This window comes from Sphingomonas rosea (assembly GCF_039538065.1).
In the GTDB taxonomy this organism is placed as follows: Bacteria; Pseudomonadota; Alphaproteobacteria; order Sphingomonadales; family Sphingomonadaceae; genus Sphingomicrobium; species Sphingomicrobium rosea.
In genome coordinates this window covers 2,459,592-2,474,829 of record NZ_BAABBR010000001.1, presented here as the reverse complement: position 1 = coordinate 2,474,829, position 15,238 = coordinate 2,459,592, and the positions used below count along the sequence as shown (strand labels likewise).

Here is a 15,238-nt window from a genome sequence, read left to right as displayed (position 1 = left end):
GATGAAGTTCGCGACTGTGCTTCTTGTTGCGGCGGCGCTGTTGGCCTCGCCGGCCGGCGCCAAAATTCCGAAACCGGAAGCGCCGCCGCGAACGATCCTGTTCATCGGCAACAGTTTTACGCAAGGGGCGCACTCGGCCGTACGCAATTGGCGCGCCTCGTCGGTGACGGATCTCAACCGCGCCGGCTACGGCGGCGTGCCGGCGCTGTTCAAGGCGTTCACCGAGCAGGCGGGCCTCAACTACGTCGTCAGCCTTGAGACGCAGGGCGGCAAGTCGCTCGGCTTCCATTACGACGAACGTCGCAGCCTGTTCGACAAGCCTTGGGATGTCGTCGTGCTGCAGGAATTCAGCACCCTCAATCGCGAGAAGCCCGGCGACCCGGCGACGACACTGAAGGACACGAGGCGGCTGTCCGAGCTGCTGACCCGGCGCAATCCCAGGGTCCAGATCGATCTGATGGCGACCTGGAGCCGCGCCGATCTCACCTACAAGCCGGGCTCGCGCTGGTCCGGCTCCACGATCGCGAGCATGGCGGGAGACCTGCAAAAGGCCAGCGAGGAGGTCTGCCGCGACGTTCCGCAGGTTCAGCAGGTGCTGCCCGTCGGTGCCGCCTGGACCCGCGCTTTCGAGTCCGGCGTGGCCGACCCCAATCCCTACGACGGCATTGCCTTCGGACAGCTCGGTTTGTGGGCCTATGACCATTATCACGGCAGCGTGGCCGGCTATTATCTCGAAGCCTTGGTGGTGTTCGGAGCCATCACCGGAATCGATCCGACGACGTTAGGCAAGGACGAGGTTGCCGCTGACGAGCTCGGCTTGAGCGACCAGCAGGCGGCGGCGCTGCAAAAGGTAGCCAGCGAAGAACTCGCCAGCCGCCGCGGCGGCGGCAGGTGCCGTGCTTTGGCACGGTAGAAGTCCTGATTGAGCTCTTCAGGGTCGACGACGAATCCACGAAAAATGCGTTTCCAAACGTCCGCTTTTAACCCGTAGCGAACGCTCGGTCGGCGGACCAGGCGCGATCTCTTGTGCGCCTGATCGTTATCGCGCGGACGGGCTCAAAACTCGCCAGCGACACCCAGTCTCACGACGTTGTTCTTGTTGCCGCCATAGGCAAAGCCGCCGGTGACCGCGAAAGGAGTTTCGGTGTTGAACCGGTGCGCGAATGAGCCGCCAAGCGCTTCGCGACCGCGGAACATGGTCCCGTTCATGACGTAGCTTGTGCGACCAGGCGCCGAGGGCATCGGCGCGTAGCCGAGGGCGGCGGCGGCGGCGATGCCGGACCGGGCATCGTCGCGATCGCGGCGCATCTGCGTGTCGAGCGCGACGAGGTCGCCGGGACCGAAGCCTGAGAGCGCGAGGTTCCCGTTCCGGTCGGACGTGACGTAGCTGACCGATCCCGACTGCGCGGCGAGGCTGGACGCCGAGCCGATCCCCGACAGCGTGTAAGTGGACGAGCCGCTGCCGAGCGCGATCTGGCCGGCACGGCCTGCCTGCGCATTGTCGCCGATCGCAACGCTTCCGGCGCCGTTGGCACGGGCATTGAGTCCGATGGCGACAGAGGACTGGCCGTTGGCGACGCTATCCGCGCCGATCGCGACCGCGGCGAGACCGGTCGCCTGATTGTCGGCGCCGATCGCCACCGCCCCGCGCCCGGTCGCGACATTGGGATCACCGATCGCAACCGCGCCCGCGCCCGAAGCATGGTTACCGGCACCGATCGCGACGGCTGCCCCGTTTTCGGCGAGCGCCATCGTTCCGAGCGCGACGCTGTTATTGCCGCTCGCGGTCGCGCCGGAGCCCATGGCGATGGCATTCGTGCCGGTTGCGGTCGGCCGGGCGCCGCTCGCGTTCACTGCGATATATTCGGTTCGCTGGAGGGCGCGGTCGGCCGAGGTCTGCGCCGCTTGCGCCGTTCCGAGCGCATTGTTGGCGACCAACCGGGCCAGATCTGCCCCGGCCTGCGCGGCATCGGCCGCCTGCTGCGCCGTGTCCGCGCGAGTCTGCGCGGCCTGGGCCGCCGACTGCGCGTTGGCGGCATTGGCCAGCGCCAGCTCGGCGGTGCGCTGGTTCTCGCCGCCTGCCGCGAGAGCCTGATTGGCAAGCGAATAGGCGTCGTCGGCACGCGCCTGCGCCGTGGCGGCCTCGGCCCGGGCGGTCACAGCTTCGGCGCGGGCGGAATCGGCCGTGGTCTGCGCCGCGGCGGCATTGGCGAATGCTAGGTTGGCGGTGCTCTGGGCCGCCGCCGCGCTGGCGACGGCGGAGGTGGCGGTGCTTTGCGCGGCCGCGGCTTCGCTGCGGGCCGTGTCGGCGGTGCCTTGCGCCGCGGCCGCGTTCACCAGCGCCTGGCTTGCCGTGCCCTGCGCGGACGCGGCGTCCGCAAGCGCCGTATTGGCCGTCGCCTGCGCCCCCGCGGCGGCGGTTTGCGCCGCGGCCACATTCTGGTTGGTGGCATAAAGCTGGGCGCCAGTGACCGCCTCGCTACTGCCAGCGGTAACGGCGCCCGCTGCGACGCCGCCGAGGGTGCGGGGACCGTCGGTCCCCGCGAAATTGACCGACGTCCCGCCGCTGGAGGCGCCGACGGTGATCGGTCCGGTGGCGCTATCCTGTTGGACGAGACCGACCGTGCCGCTCGCAATCTGCCCCTGCAGCGCGGCAATGCCGGCGGCGTTGTTGCTGACCTTCGCGTCGAGGGCGGTGAACGCGCCCCCGACCGTCGTGTAATTGCCCCCCTGGATGACGAAGGTCGGCGCCACGAGCTGGCCGGCGCTGTCCAGGCCGGCGCCGCCGCCGAAGATGTCGGCGATCCGACGGCTGGTCGCATAGGCCTGGCCGCCGGTGACGGCGTCGTGCGACCCGCTGGCGATCCGCCCGTCCGCGATATTGACGATCCGCCGCTCGGCGCCTTGCCGCCCGACCGACACCGTATTGGCCTCGTCGGCGAGCGACAATTGGCCGAGCGCGACGCTGCCGTCGGCGGTGCTCGAGGCCTGCGTTCCGACCGCGACACTGTTCTGGCCGCTTGCGCTTGCGGCATAGCCGAGGGCGACGGCATCCGCCCCGGTCGCCGCAGCCGCCGGAAGGTTGCTGGCGTTGTTGCCGGCGATCAGGCCCGTCCCGGCATTGACTGCGCTGATCGCGGCGTTGAGCTGGCCGAGATTGACCGCGTCGGTCGCTCCGGTGCCCGCCGCGACGTTGACGATCCGCCGGCCCGCCTGCGCGGTCCCGACCGACACCGTATTGGCCTGGTTCGCGACCGAGTTCATCCCGAGGGCCACGGACCCGTCCGCATCGGCGCGGGCATTCTGGCCCAGCGCCATGCTGCCGACGTTGTTGGCAAAGGCGTGGCCCCCGATCGCCACGGTGAAGTCGGAATAAGCGAAAGCCTGGAAGCCCGACGCGACGGCTTCGCGCCCGCTGGACTGGCTGTTCGCGCCCGTTGCCAATGAATAAGCTCCGCTCGCGGTCGCCGTGGTGCCGAGCGCAGTGCTGACGCCGCCACTGGCGCTGGATCCCCAGCCAAGGGCGAGGCTGCTCGGGCCCGTCGCGACCGGAAAGGCGAAATTCGAGGGATTGGTGGTCGCCAGAGGCAGGCCGCCGATGGCGAGGTCGAGTTGTCCCTTGTTGACGGCGTCGGTGGCTGACGTCCCGGCCGCGAGATTGACGATCCGACGCTCCGATCCCACGCGACCGACCGAGACGGTGTAGGCCTGGGTCGCCTGGGAGCCGGCGCCGATCGCCACCGAATTGGTCGCGGTCGCAACGCTCCCGTACCCAAGCGCGGTGCTGCTTTGGGTGGATGCGTTGCTGTTGACGCCGAAGGCCGCACCGCCGGCCGACGCATAGCTCGATGCGCCGACCGCGACCGATGCATTGCCTTCGGACAGGCTTCCGTTGCCGAGGGCGGTTGACCCGATCCCGGCCGCCGACGCGCCGGTCCCGACCGCCGTCCCATTATTGCCGCCGCTGGCGGCGCCGTATCCGACCGCGAGCGAGTCGGTGCCGGTCGCCGCAGGCGCCGCGAGGGCCGAGCTGTTGTTGGCATCGATGGGGAGGGCGTCGACCTGGGCGTTGATGGCCGCGATGTCCTGGGTGACCGAGAAGAGCTGGGCCCCGGTGACGGCATCGCTGCTGGTGCCGCTGACGATGCCGGTCGCAACGTTGGTGATCGTGCGCTTGAGCGAATTGCTTCCGACCGACACCGAGTTTGGGGACGCCGCGACCGACCCCTGGCCGAGGGCTACCGAGCCGATCGCATTGGCGGCCGCGCCGGACCCGAGCGCGGTCGCGCCCAGGCCGCTGGCGGTCGCGACGGCGCCGATCGCCGTCGACAGATCCGACACCGCTTGCGCCTGGAAGCCGACGGCGCTGCTCTGTACCCCGACCGCCGAAGCCTGGTCGCCGCAGGCCGTGGATCCCGGCCCGAACGCCGCTCCGGCGCCGGGCTCGCAGACGACATTGGTGGCTTGGGCCGAGGCGGGTGCGCTCCACAGGACCGCGAGCGCGGTTGCCGAGGCCGTGGCGACCAATTTTGTCTTCATGTTCATGACGCGCGCTCCACTTCTGCGACCGGCAGCCGTCATCGTCACGGCCGGCAATCGCGCCCGGCCAGGCGCCGGGGTTCGGGCTCGATTTGTACGAGGCGGCCGGTTCCGACGTCGATTGGTCAAGCGTTCCGATGGCGTGGTCCGCGCGTCTCCACGCGGCCCGGGAGGAGCCTCAGTTGAGCGCGCGAAGCCATGTCCGGAACAGGTGCGGCGCGTCGTCCTTCGAGGCGGTTGCCGGGTCCGCGATGGTTCTGGGTTTCGCCCAATGGTCGCGAAACGCCCCGGGGCTCAACCCGTAGGCCTTCTTGAAAGCTCGCGTGAAATGCGACTTGTCGATGAACCCCGTCATTCGTGCGAGTTCGGAGATCGCGCGGGTCTCGTCGGGATTGCGAAGCAGCCGGTGGATTCGCTGCAAGCGGCGCGCCTGGACCTGACGGAGCACGCCGCCGCTATCGCCGCAGATGCGGTAGAGCGCCGAGCGCGAGACACCGAGCGCGGCGCAGATCGTCGCGACATTGAGATCGTTGCCGAGGTTGCGCTCGATATGGTCGCGAAGCCGGCTCGCCAGCGCTTCTTCCCGGGCCTTCTGCGCCGCCGCCGCGCGCAGGCTGTCGAGCAGTGTGTCCGCCACCAGGTCCATGATCATCCGCTCGATCGCGTCCTGCTGCGACAGGTCGAGGCGAGGGAGCGTGGCGCAGAGCGTGCGCAGGCTGGCGTGGAGCAGGGGCGCAAGCCGTTCATGCGCGACGAGACCGTGAACGTCGAGCTCACCGATCCGCTCGATGAACCGGTGGCGCGGAATGGCGATGGAGACCGCCCGCAGCGATTTGGTCTCGAGCCGACACGGCTGGCGCATGTCGACGACCACGAGCGAGCCCGGGCCGCACATCCTCCTCCGCCCTTCGGACGTGACCCAGACCCGGCCACCCATGTGGAGATTAACGTAGAAATGATCGACATGATCTCGCGCCAGGCGCTCGCTCGAACGGTCGTAATCGGCGGAGTCGGAGTTGAACTGGGTCACGACAAGCGATCCGATCCGCCACACGAGGGCCCGCGCGTCGAACGCACCGACACCGGGCCGCGACATGTCGAAATTGGCCATGGCCGCCGCGAAGTCGGCGAACTGCTCGCTTTCGTCGAGATTCTCGCTGTCGAAGCGAAGTGGCGTGAATTTCGGTTGGGCGCTCAAGCTACAGACCCCGGGGACGCTGAAACGTCAGATTACGACATTATGCTTCGAGTGCCAGGGATTCGCTTCGCCTTCGAAGTTGCTCGACCCGAAGCGCAAGGTCGAGATCAGACCATATGGAGCAACAGGAAGCGGGTCACGCGCGCGGATCGCGCGGCCGGCCCGACCAGATCGCGACACCAAACCAATCGTCACCGAGGACGGGTCCTTAGTCGGCCGAGGGTTCGCCTCCTGAGGCGTTTGCGTTCGTTCGATGGAGAGGACCGGGCCTCCGCGACCCGGCATGCTTGCGATATGAATGAGTGGCGCGCCCGGCATATATATGATGGGCATTCAGATCATTTGGAAATCTCGGTTCAGCTAAGCCGCTGAGGGTTCGCTTCGCGCCCATCTCGGCCATTCAAATGGTCAGCGAACGAGCCCGAAAGCGGATGCTTGTGTATGTGAGAACGGCCAGCGAAGCGAGCGACGGATCTTTGCGATGGTGTTGATCCCGACTTCAGGGAGGATGCGATGTCGAAGAAGGCTACCTTGGCTTCTTATCTCGACCCGCCCAGCTGGCGGTCTCTTACGCCCGACGAACAAAAAGCCTATTTCGCTGAACTGCGTGGGCGCGTGAGGGCGGTAAGGAAGAGGCGCGCGGCAACGCGGGGACGCAAAGCCGGGCTCGTTCTGCAGGAGAGCGTCTCGCCCTTCGACGCCTACACCTATCTGCACGCCCGATTTGGTGCGCCGAACGGTCTCCAGACGATGCTGGCGCGGGACGATTCCGACAACCTGTTCCACTGGGACTACTATCTGAAGGCGGGCGGTGCGAACCTCCAGTTCGTTGGAGCGTCGGAGGAGGTCCATGTCCATTTCGACATCAACGTTACCGACGAGCAATGCGTCGCCTTCATCGAGGCGTTGCGCGCCGATTTCGGGAGGGTTGGCCAAGACAAGGGGCGCTTCGCCGCCAGCCTCGAAAAATGGAACATTTTCCCCAACCAATTCCTTGCGATCGCCGATCGCTGCGCGGAACTCTATGACGACATCACCACAGCGCTGCCGAAGATCGAGCGCAAGATACTCGCCGATAAGTTGACCACCCAGGCACTGCTGGCTGAAAAGCGGCGTAAGTCGCATGCCGGGTGGATGAAGGCCGTCACGACCGCGCCGACGGAGCTGTCGGTGCTGATGCCCGTCCTTTTCGAGTCCTTTATCGGTCTCATCGTCGCCTTGCTGATCAAGCCGGAGGTGAAGAGCGACGCGGACGCGTTCAACGCATTCGTCAGGAGCCCCCTCAATCAAAAGCTCCTCGCGATAGCCGACCGGTGCGCGGGCTTCGCTAGGCCGCTCGCACAGGAAGATCCGGTCTTCGGGCGGTATTGGACGGTAGTGAACCGACGCAACGACATCATCCACGGCAATGTCGATCCGGTCCGGGACGCGCTCGAAGTAGTCTATTTCCATGGGAAGCGCCCGCTCTACAAGACGGGGGGCGATCGCATGCGCCAGCACTGGAAAAGGTTAATCGACCGGTACCGGCCGCAGGAGGTTGTGGACGACTATTTGGCGATGCACGCCTTCATCGTCGACATCCTTGACCACATGACCGCTGGTGGGCGTCGCTTAGTCGAAATGGTGATGGAGGACACCCAGCCCGGCTGGGATAACCGGCGCAAGATCGCCGGTCGCTTGTTTCCCGACCATGTGGCAACGACGGTGTTTGAGGGTATGCGGTACGATTGGCAGCTGAAGCGAATTTAGTTTCGCGCCGATCACGCGCTCGAAGCAGAAACGAGGACGAGACGACCACCATGGCGCGAAATCCAATGTGGATCGCCACCAGGGAGGGACAGGATTGGCGCGACGAGACATCGCTCGCGGCGATCAACTGGCTCGTTTCGACCGTCCCGCTCGCCGACTGGACCACCCGCATGGACCGCGTCCGCGCGGTGTTCGAGCCCGCTCGCGACCTTTGGCCGACTGGCGCCAGGCCTGCACTCTACGATCCGCGCGATCTAATTGCCTGGTACATATTCCAGGCAAACGCCTATGCCACCGATCGCGCAAACCTAGTCGAGCATGAGGCGTATCGGATCGCTCCCGTTTTCCGCCGGCTCGGCCAGCTCCTGCCGACGTTGAAGCGCGTCGTAGGCGCCGAAGAGCGAGCGGCGCGCATGATGGTCAATAATCGTTCGACCCCCGACGAGGCACTTTATGAACTGCTGGTAGCGGGCGCCTACGGCTCGCGCGGCTGGAGCGATGTCCGGTTCGTGCCCGAGGATCCGCCCAACCGGACACCGGATCTCCATATCAGTCGCGGACGCAGCCGCTGGGCGGTCGAATGCACGCGCACAGGCCGATCCGACTATATGGCACGGGAGCGCGCCGCCGGCGACGTCCTAGCTCGTTTGGCGCTCGAGGAAGCCGAGCGGGCCCGAGTGTCGATCCGGGTGGAGACGATCTACCAAGACGAGTTGATCAACCTCCCCGAGCGATACCTCGCCGACAGGGTCGCCAACTTTCTTTTGGGCGGGTCCGGCGAATGGGAAGATGCGGCCGGCGGAGGCAGAATCGAACGTGCGGATCTCAGGCCGCTGCGAGCCTTGCTTCGCTATGACGACATCATCTTCGGTGCAAGCCGGATGATTGAGTTGGTGATGGGCGACTATATGGATGCCGTCGACTATCGCATGGCGGGCGAATGGACGCCGGCGCCCGGCCGCACCTTTCATGCGACGGCGGTTTCTCGAGCCAGCGTGATCGGCTGGATCAGCGCATCGGAGGAGGCCGCACGGCGCAAGGCGATGCACTTCCGGTCGCTGGTCGCCGACAAGGCGGGACAGCTGCACGACCGGCCCGGTGTTCTCCATGTCGGTTATGAAACGACGGGCGGGAATGCCGTGGAGGGTCTGCGTCATCGATTGAATGCAGAGCAGATGCGAAACTTTGAGCCGCGTGGCAGCACGCTCGAGTGGGTCTACGGGAACTATATGATGCCGGAGCACACGACCGCGCGAATGGAGTCGGCGGCGCTTTCGGAGACCACCGCCACTTATCCAATCAAAGGCCGCCGGCATCGCCAGCCACTCCGACATCATATGCTTTTCCTCGACGACGACGGAACGCCGGGAAGCCACTGGCGACGGTGAAGGTTGAACTCACGCCGTCAGCCTATCAAGGCTGTTCGCGTCCTATGTCAGCTTATCGTTGGAGCGTTCTTGATAACTGTCAGGCGCTTTCGGCCAGGTCGTGCCTTTCGACTCAACGCCCTCTCCCGGACGCTCAGGCTGCACGACCCTTAGCCGCGACCCAACCCCTTTCGGCACCGTCTCAGGCCAGCTGTTGGTGGATGACGGATCGGGCGCTCGAGTGGCATAAGCGGCCGTTCGTCCAGATGTTACCCGCCGCCTAGGCGCTTAAGATGCGAAAGTTGGACAAGATCGATACCGAAATCGTCACGCCTGGCGATCGGATGGATTCGGGGCTGAAGACCGAAGCTGGTCCCAAAGCGCTCTTAAGGCCAGACCTCAAAGACTCGTCCAACATCGCGCGGGTCGAGCAGCACGATCTTGTCGAAGCTACCGGGCGTGATCGAAGCCTGATCGAAGAAGAGCTCCTGCTCGAAGTCGTCGAGCCCGTATCCGATCTGGTCGGGAAGGACGAGCCACCATTCCGGATAGCGTGCGCGGTAAGGGGCTATCTTCCCGGTCTTCTCCGCAATGCAGTGCGCAAGGTTGCTCTCGATCTCCGCGATCAACCAGCCTCCCGACTGCTCGTCGCTATGGCCAGAAGGTCGAAAGAAGGAGGGTTTCGGTGTCGGGGCACGGAAAACTTTGATCGAAAATCCGCCGGTCAGCTCCGCCTCGAAAGGCTGAGGGTCGGGGTGTGCCATGAAAGGTACGAGCAGTGCGTCGAGCTCGCGCTTGATGGTTTTCCAATCCGGGAGCGGGCGACCAAATCTATAAAACACATACCAACTCTGATCCGACGCAGGCGCAGCGCCTAGGCCGGTGAGATAGTCTCGGACGCGTCGCCAGAGGGGGATTGCCACCTCCTCCAGGCCCCGCAGACCGCGCCCCGTGCCGTCGTCGTGGTTCTGGTTGAGCCGGCGGACCTCCACCGCCACCCGGCCGTCGCAGAGGAAGTCCGGCGGCACGTTGCCGTCCGGCTCGTACCGCACTTCCTTAAAGGCGAGCCCCTTGAGGTAGGTCTCAACTAGCCGTTCGGAGCTATCCATGAGCATTCCTTCGTCGCCGCTTCATCGGCATGTTCGCGTTCAGCACCATATGACCCGGCCTTCCCTCATCCAAAAGTGCGAGAATTACCCCGTGCGCCGCAAGACCGAAGTTCGGCAGCTTCTGCCTGCGGTCCATCGGAAAGCAGACGGACCGCTCACGGCCAGGATCAGCTACGCGGCTCGAGCTTGAGCCGGGACCGAAGGGATGGCGGCGACTGGTGGAAAGCGGAATGGCAGCTTCTGGGTGAGCTGAGGCAGATAGCAGACGCTTGTTCATGTGGCGTCGGTGCGTCGGGTCAGCGCCCATAGCGGACGGCCAGAGCGTACGAGCGAGCGCCTGAAAGCGGTCATTCATTCAGCTGCCCACTGATGTCCGCTTTCGACTGAAAGCAGATGTTCGCGAGATGGGCTCAGGTTCGCCCGCCTAAAGAAACATCATGCTTGGAAACAGACGTCGTGTAAGCTGCGTCGAAGTGCTTCCGACGTCCGCGTCCGACCTGCAGATCAGCAAGTTTTCGGCGGCTTGCCCTTGCTGTTGGTGATTCCCAACTGGTCACGCTCGCGCACGTTGAAGGCGGCTTCGTAGCGGATTTCCTTTGAGGGGATGATGCCCTTCCACAGGATCGGCTCGTAGTCGTAGACCACCTCGGCATACATCACGGCGGTGCCGGCGGGCGCGGACACCTTCCGGCCCGGCGGCCCGACCCCGTCCTTCAGCGCATTGTCGCTCGCGCCCTTGCCCTCGCGTCCGTACTTCGGCTCCTTGACCTTCTTGCCGTCGCAGCGCTGCCAGGCGATTTTCTGACCCTTGGCGCTGCCGCCCTTCCCATTGTCTTCGAGCGACGAGAGGATGATCCGGCCCTTGTTCTCGAGGTCGATCGACTTCCCCTGGAGCTCGACGCCCTCGAATACCTGCCCGAGGTCGAACTCGTCGACCTGGGTCGGAATGCGGCTGGCGTTGTCGGCGAGAGTCTCCGCGGCGCGGTTCAAGCGCAGATGGGTGAGCGCGAGATTGGTCAGCTCGAAGCCGCCCGTCAGCATCAGCACGAACAGGGGCGCGGCAATCGCGAACTCGACAAAAGCCGCGCCGCCCTGGTCGGCCCGCAACGATCTGAGATTGAGGTTCAGCATACGACGTCCGGTTGCCGCTGGTTAGCGTAGGGTTGGGTCCGGACGAGCGCGCTCGCCGAGACGCTGTACTTGGGGTTCGAGGTCACGAAGCCGAGCACCGGGAAGAGATGCGGCGCGCTCAGCCCGACGTTGTAGACCACGACATCCTCCGCTCCGCCGAGGCCGGCGCGGCCCGCGCTCGTATCGAAGCGACCGTTGGGGTTGCTGTCTTCCCAGCAATCGCCGGCATCGTACTGGCCGTTCTTGTTCTTGTCGGTGATCAGCGATTCCGGTCGGTCGATCGCCGAGAAGTTTTTGAAGTTCTGGATGTCGAACGTGTAGGTGCCGTTCGAGACGAGCGACTTCATGCGATCCTTGATTGCGGCCTGGATTCGGTCCTCAATCGTTCCCGTGCCGCCGATCCGGGGATCCTCGACGACAGCGGTGCGAGCGATGTCGTTCAACGACGCCTGCAGGTTGGCCTTGACGTAGGTCTGGTAGGCGAGATCCCCGAACCCGAGGATCATCCCCAGGAGAGGCACGCTCAGCAACGCGAACTCGACGATGTTCGCGCCGCCTTCGTCGCACAGCATGCGGCGGAAGGTCGCGATCATTGGGTCAGCCTCAGTCGCCCGATTCCCTTGCCGATGCGCTGGAAAACTTGGTCGAGGTCGGAGCCGTTGCTGACGAAGAACCGGTCGCTGCCGCTGGCGCAGGGCGAGATGTCGGCGGTGGCGCCAACGTCGATGGCGATGACCCAGATGGTCGCGCCCATCTGGCGGGCCCGGTTGCAGGCATTAAGGAACCGCGCTTTGTGTCGGTCGACCAGCGCGCCGGTGGCGACCATCCGAGTCTCCCGCGCCGGGATGCCATACGCGCTGTAATTGTTGCTGTCGGCCGTCATCTCGCCGTCGGTGAGGAAGATGATGTGCTTGGCGACAGGCACTTGGCGATAGGTCTCTGGATTGTCGGTCGCGAACATGCCCGAGGACGAGAGGTAGCGCATGCCCCACGTGATGCCGAGATCATGGTTGGTGTAGCCGCCGACCTTCGAGAGGCTCGCATTCACCGCGCTTTGGAAGCTGTTCTGGCTGTTATATTCCGACAATCGCTGCGCCGCCGCCGGGCAGAACGTCGTGAGGTTCGGATAGGCGCCCGTCTCGCCGACGGTGCCGTCAGGGTCGTAAGGAGCCCATTGGAGCGACGTTGCCACGCCCGTCTGGTCGATATCGCCCTGAGCGACGTCCGACGAGATGCGGATGCTGGCGCCACCCCCTTGCGAGATCGTCGAGCGCTCCTCGAGGCAACCGCTCCAGGTTGTCTTGTACCAGAGACTGTTGTGCGAGACGGACTTTTGCGCCCAGTTGTTCCCCGTCTTCTGCCAGTAATTCGCCGGCTCGCGGATCCAACTCTGCTGGAGGTCACTGCCAACGTTGACAGTCATCGAATAGGGCATGAACCCGTAGCGGGTCCGGACGCCCCTCGCGTCCTTGAGACTGTTGTAGAGCGCCGCGGTCGCGGAGCGCACGCGCGACAGGCGCGACGTGCTCTGTTCGGTCGCGGCATAGGCACAGCTGTCGCCGGTGCCCGCCGTGCAATTCATCGATCCGGTGACGTCGAGCACGAGCATGATGTCGTTGTTGACGTAGTCCTGGTCCGCGCTGCACTCGACCGATACCGCCATCTTGTCGGTGCCGAAGAGGGCCATGATGGTGGTTGGCACGGTTGTTTTGGCGGTGACGTTCACGGTCGACACGTCGGATGCGTCGGGCGCGAAAGTGAGCTCGACCGGAGCCGCATCCATCGTCCCGGCGGGGAAGTTGAAATTGAAGAATTTCTGCCCTTCGGCGATGGCCGCGGCATCGAGCGTCCCGCCCGCCATGTAACGCCGCGCGGCAAGCGAGCCGGCGTCGCAGGCAGTCTGCATCTTCGATCTGACGAGATAGCCACGCGTCAGGTCCATGCCGGAGCCGATGAGACCGAGCAGAGGAATAAGCGCCGCGGCCAGCAGCAGCATCGCATTGCCGCCCTCGTCCCGCATCAAGCGGCGGAACAGTTTCCCCAATGACACGGGAACAAGCATTGCGAACTCCAGAACAGGAAGCCCATTCTGGTTTCAAAATCTTAACGAAACCTTCTGCGTCGCCGATACGCAGCAGGGGCCTGCGGGAGTTGCTCGAGAGTACGCCGTTCATGATCCCAATGAGAGACGGAGGGACAGTGGTTGCGGCAGCTCTGTCAATTCGACCCGTAGAGAGGGGCGGTCTCCTTCTCGCCGTAAGCGGCCGTTCTGCTAAACACGATCACAAGCCCATTCGCTCTTTTTCTTATCGGCCGCTGTTGGCCTGAGGAGATGAAGCATGGGACATGCAATCTACGATCCCGGTCAGGTAGGCCGTCCCGCGTGGAATGTTGGCCGTAAGCTTGGCGCGAAGCGCCCGCTCCTGCCTAAGCAGGTGTGGGCCGTGCGCTTCTTCCTTAAGCAGGAGCATCGCCTCCGCGATCGGGGGGCCTCAGCAGAGAGGTGACCGTCAGGAGGGAGAACTTCGGACACGCTCGCGCTCAATCCGGCGTTAGTTAGATCCTGTAAGAGAAATGGCGAGGTCATCTTGCAGGGTGGCAGCGCGACGACCGCTGAGGCGCCATTCTCTCGTTGCTCGATCCTGATCTCTTCTCATCTAGCATCAAGTTAGCGGACCCGCGAACGTCCGCAATGAGTCGAAAGCCGACATAAGGCCGGCGGCTGAACGAATGGCCTCTTTCCATCCTCAGCCGCGAGGACCGGACGGTCTCCTGACGGCCAGGAGCAGTCGCAGCCTCGTCGGATCGTGGATGCTGAATGCCGCGGGTCGAGCGATATCAATGCGCCGGCGCTGCAGGCTGGAGATACATAGGGGCCTGACTTCCCGACGGTGGGTCGAGCACAAAGCGCGGATAGGAGAGCACGAGACCGGTATTGGGAAGCTTGATGCTCTGCACGCCCCCTGACTGCCGGGTTCGTGCGGCTCCCCCCGTTCCGACCAGCGTTCCGAAGCGGTAATCCCGGACCACGTTGCTGAACAACACGGCGGACGAGTAAGTCGAAGGGCCTATCAGCACTTCAACCTTGCCGGCAAAGTGTAGCGGTTCCCCCTCGACCGGCTGCGTCCATGATGTGATCGTGCCCGTTACCTTTTCTCCTGATTTCTCGCGCTTCGTGTAGGTTGAGCCCTGCTTGTATGGCCGCGTGGCGATGTAGCGGAGGATACCGTCCTTCCACATGTCGTCATCGCCGCCGCCATTCTGGCTGACATCGATCAGCAGGCGATCGCTTCCCGCCGCCTTCATCCTGGAGAAGCAATCGCGGGTGAAACTGAAGAACCGCTCCTTGTCGGCCCACACGAACGAAGACACGGTCAGTTTGGCCGACCGATCCGGATTGATCTGGCAAATGAAAAGTCGCTCGAAACTGGCGTCCCGACGCAGGATGGCGGGCAGCGAATGGGCCGCATCAGCGATGACGGGCCGCTTGCCGCTGTCGAGCACGAGCGTGTAGCTCTGCGGTGTCCCGTAGAGCGTCGCAAACCATAGCCACCATCGCTGCGCGAGAAGAGCTTTTCGGAAAGCTGGGGTGTCGCCGTGCGTCCGTGCCATCAGCGATCGAGCAACGGCGCGTGCGTCACGCCCCTCGATCCGGAGAATACGACGTCCCTCGAGCGGAGACGCCGAGCCTCCGAGCGCCGCAGTAATGACGGGATATCCTTTGCGGTCGAGGTTGATCTCGAAGGGAAACAGCCCGACGCCCGATCCAACTTTTTCTTCGCTCCGTGCCCGCCAGTCCGGCAGCCCAATGAACAAGTGGCCATCCGCCAGCAGAGGATTAAGCTCAGCCAAGTTCGCCCAGGCTTCCGCTTGCCCCATGGGATGGTCGAGCTGGCGATCGATCCTTAACGCTTGTCGTTCTAGCTCGGACGTCTTCACGGAATGCGTCAGGTCCGGGTGCTGACGCTCGATCGTCTCCAGCGCGAACCTAAGGTCGGCTCGAAGCGCCGAGGGGTCGGTCATTCCCGGAGAGCCGCCGTCCGCCGAGAGGCTGATGAGTGACAGGAACAAAGAGGTAGAGAAAAGCCACTCCAATGCCAGTCACCCTTCAAAAGCAGCGAATGTTGAAATAGGTGATACATATT

10 protein-coding genes are annotated in these 15,238 nt (G+C 64.5%); 3 read left to right on the top strand and 7 right to left on the bottom strand.

The features are described 5' to 3' along the window. Position 1: 1 nt before the first annotated feature. A complete protein-coding gene (locus tag ABD693_RS12275; protein WP_344697360.1) occupies positions 2 to 913 on the top strand; it encodes an SGNH/GDSL hydrolase family protein in 912 nt (303 codons plus the stop codon). A 143-nt stretch (positions 914 to 1,056) separates the two neighbouring features. Here the strand turns inward: ABD693_RS12275 and ABD693_RS12270 are convergent, their stop codons facing one another. Together ABD693_RS12270 and ABD693_RS12265 are read right to left on the bottom strand one after the other, a co-directional pair. Then, positions 1,057 to 4,545, bottom strand: coding sequence for a hypothetical protein (locus tag ABD693_RS12270; RefSeq protein WP_344697359.1), 3,489 nt, complete (start codon positions 4,543 to 4,545; stop codon positions 1,057 to 1,059). 172 nt (positions 4,546 to 4,717) lie between these two features. Further along, positions 4,718 to 5,737: a helix-turn-helix domain-containing protein gene (locus ABD693_RS12265; protein ID WP_344697358.1), complete on the bottom strand. Its 1,020-nt coding sequence runs from the start codon at positions 5,735 to 5,737 to the stop codon at positions 4,718 to 4,720. 513 nt (positions 5,738 to 6,250) lie between these two features. Here ABD693_RS12265 and ABD693_RS12260 point away from each other — a divergent pair. Together ABD693_RS12260 and ABD693_RS12255 are read left to right on the top strand one after the other, a co-directional pair. Continuing rightward, complete coding sequence (locus ABD693_RS12260; RefSeq protein WP_344697357.1) at positions 6,251 to 7,486, top strand: hypothetical protein; 1,236 nt, start codon at positions 6,251 to 6,253, stop codon at positions 7,484 to 7,486. 65 nt (positions 7,487 to 7,551) lie between these two features. Then, complete coding sequence (locus tag ABD693_RS12255; protein WP_344697356.1) at positions 7,552 to 8,874, top strand: hypothetical protein; 1,323 nt, start codon at positions 7,552 to 7,554, stop codon at positions 8,872 to 8,874. 365 nt (positions 8,875 to 9,239) lie between these two features. Here the strand turns inward: ABD693_RS12255 and ABD693_RS12250 are convergent, their stop codons facing one another. The 5 genes from ABD693_RS12250 to ABD693_RS12230 form a co-directional block, all read right to left on the bottom strand. Next, positions 9,240 to 9,962, bottom strand: coding sequence for a hypothetical protein (locus tag ABD693_RS12250; protein ID WP_344697355.1), 723 nt, complete (start codon positions 9,960 to 9,962; stop codon positions 9,240 to 9,242). 504 nt (positions 9,963 to 10,466) lie between these two features. Next, positions 10,467 to 11,093 carry a TadE/TadG family type IV pilus assembly protein gene (locus tag ABD693_RS12245; RefSeq protein ID WP_344697354.1) on the bottom strand — a complete coding sequence of 209 codons (627 nt, stop codon included), beginning with the start codon at positions 11,091 to 11,093 and terminating at the stop codon, positions 10,467 to 10,469. Next, positions 11,087 to 11,686 (bottom strand): TadE/TadG family type IV pilus assembly protein, encoded by a 600-nt coding sequence (locus ABD693_RS12240; protein ID WP_344697352.1) that lies wholly within the window; start codon positions 11,684 to 11,686, stop codon positions 11,087 to 11,089. The genes ABD693_RS12245 and ABD693_RS12240 overlap by 7 nt, the downstream gene beginning before the upstream one ends. After that, the gene (locus ABD693_RS12235) at positions 11,683 to 13,113 is read right to left on the bottom strand and encodes a TadE/TadG family type IV pilus assembly protein (RefSeq protein ID WP_344697350.1); all 1,431 of its coding nucleotides are present in this window, start codon (positions 13,111 to 13,113) and stop codon (positions 11,683 to 11,685) included. The genes ABD693_RS12240 and ABD693_RS12235 overlap by 4 nt, the downstream gene beginning before the upstream one ends. An 818-nt stretch (positions 13,114 to 13,931) precedes the next feature. After that, positions 13,932 to 15,188 (bottom strand): S41 family peptidase, encoded by a 1,257-nt coding sequence (locus ABD693_RS12230; protein WP_344697349.1) that lies wholly within the window; start codon positions 15,186 to 15,188, stop codon positions 13,932 to 13,934. Positions 15,189 to 15,238: the final 50 nt, after the last annotated feature.

What these genes read in the sequence shown, in the direction of transcription:
- ABD693_RS12275 (WP_344697360.1), top strand. Translation starts at nt 2, where the DNA reads ATGAAGTTCGCGACTGTGCTTCTTGTTGCGGCGGCGCTGTTGGCCTCG.
- ABD693_RS12270 (WP_344697359.1), bottom strand. Translation starts at nt 4,545, where the DNA reads ATGAACATGAAGACAAAATTGGTCGCCACGGCCTCGGCAACCGCGCTC.
- ABD693_RS12260 (WP_344697357.1), top strand. Translation starts at nt 6,251, where the DNA reads ATGTCGAAGAAGGCTACCTTGGCTTCTTATCTCGACCCGCCCAGCTGG.
- ABD693_RS12255 (WP_344697356.1), top strand. Translation starts at nt 7,552, where the DNA reads ATGTGGATCGCCACCAGGGAGGGACAGGATTGGCGCGACGAGACATCG.
- ABD693_RS12250 (WP_344697355.1), bottom strand. Translation starts at nt 9,962, where the DNA reads ATGGATAGCTCCGAACGGCTAGTTGAGACCTACCTCAAGGGGCTCGCC.
- ABD693_RS12245 (WP_344697354.1), bottom strand. Translation starts at nt 11,093, where the DNA reads ATGCTGAACCTCAATCTCAGATCGTTGCGGGCCGACCAGGGCGGCGCG.
- ABD693_RS12240 (WP_344697352.1), bottom strand. Translation starts at nt 11,686, where the DNA reads ATGATCGCGACCTTCCGCCGCATGCTGTGCGACGAAGGCGGCGCGAAC.
- ABD693_RS12235 (WP_344697350.1), bottom strand. Translation starts at nt 13,113, where the DNA reads ATGCGGGACGAGGGCGGCAATGCGATGCTGCTGCTGGCCGCGGCGCTT.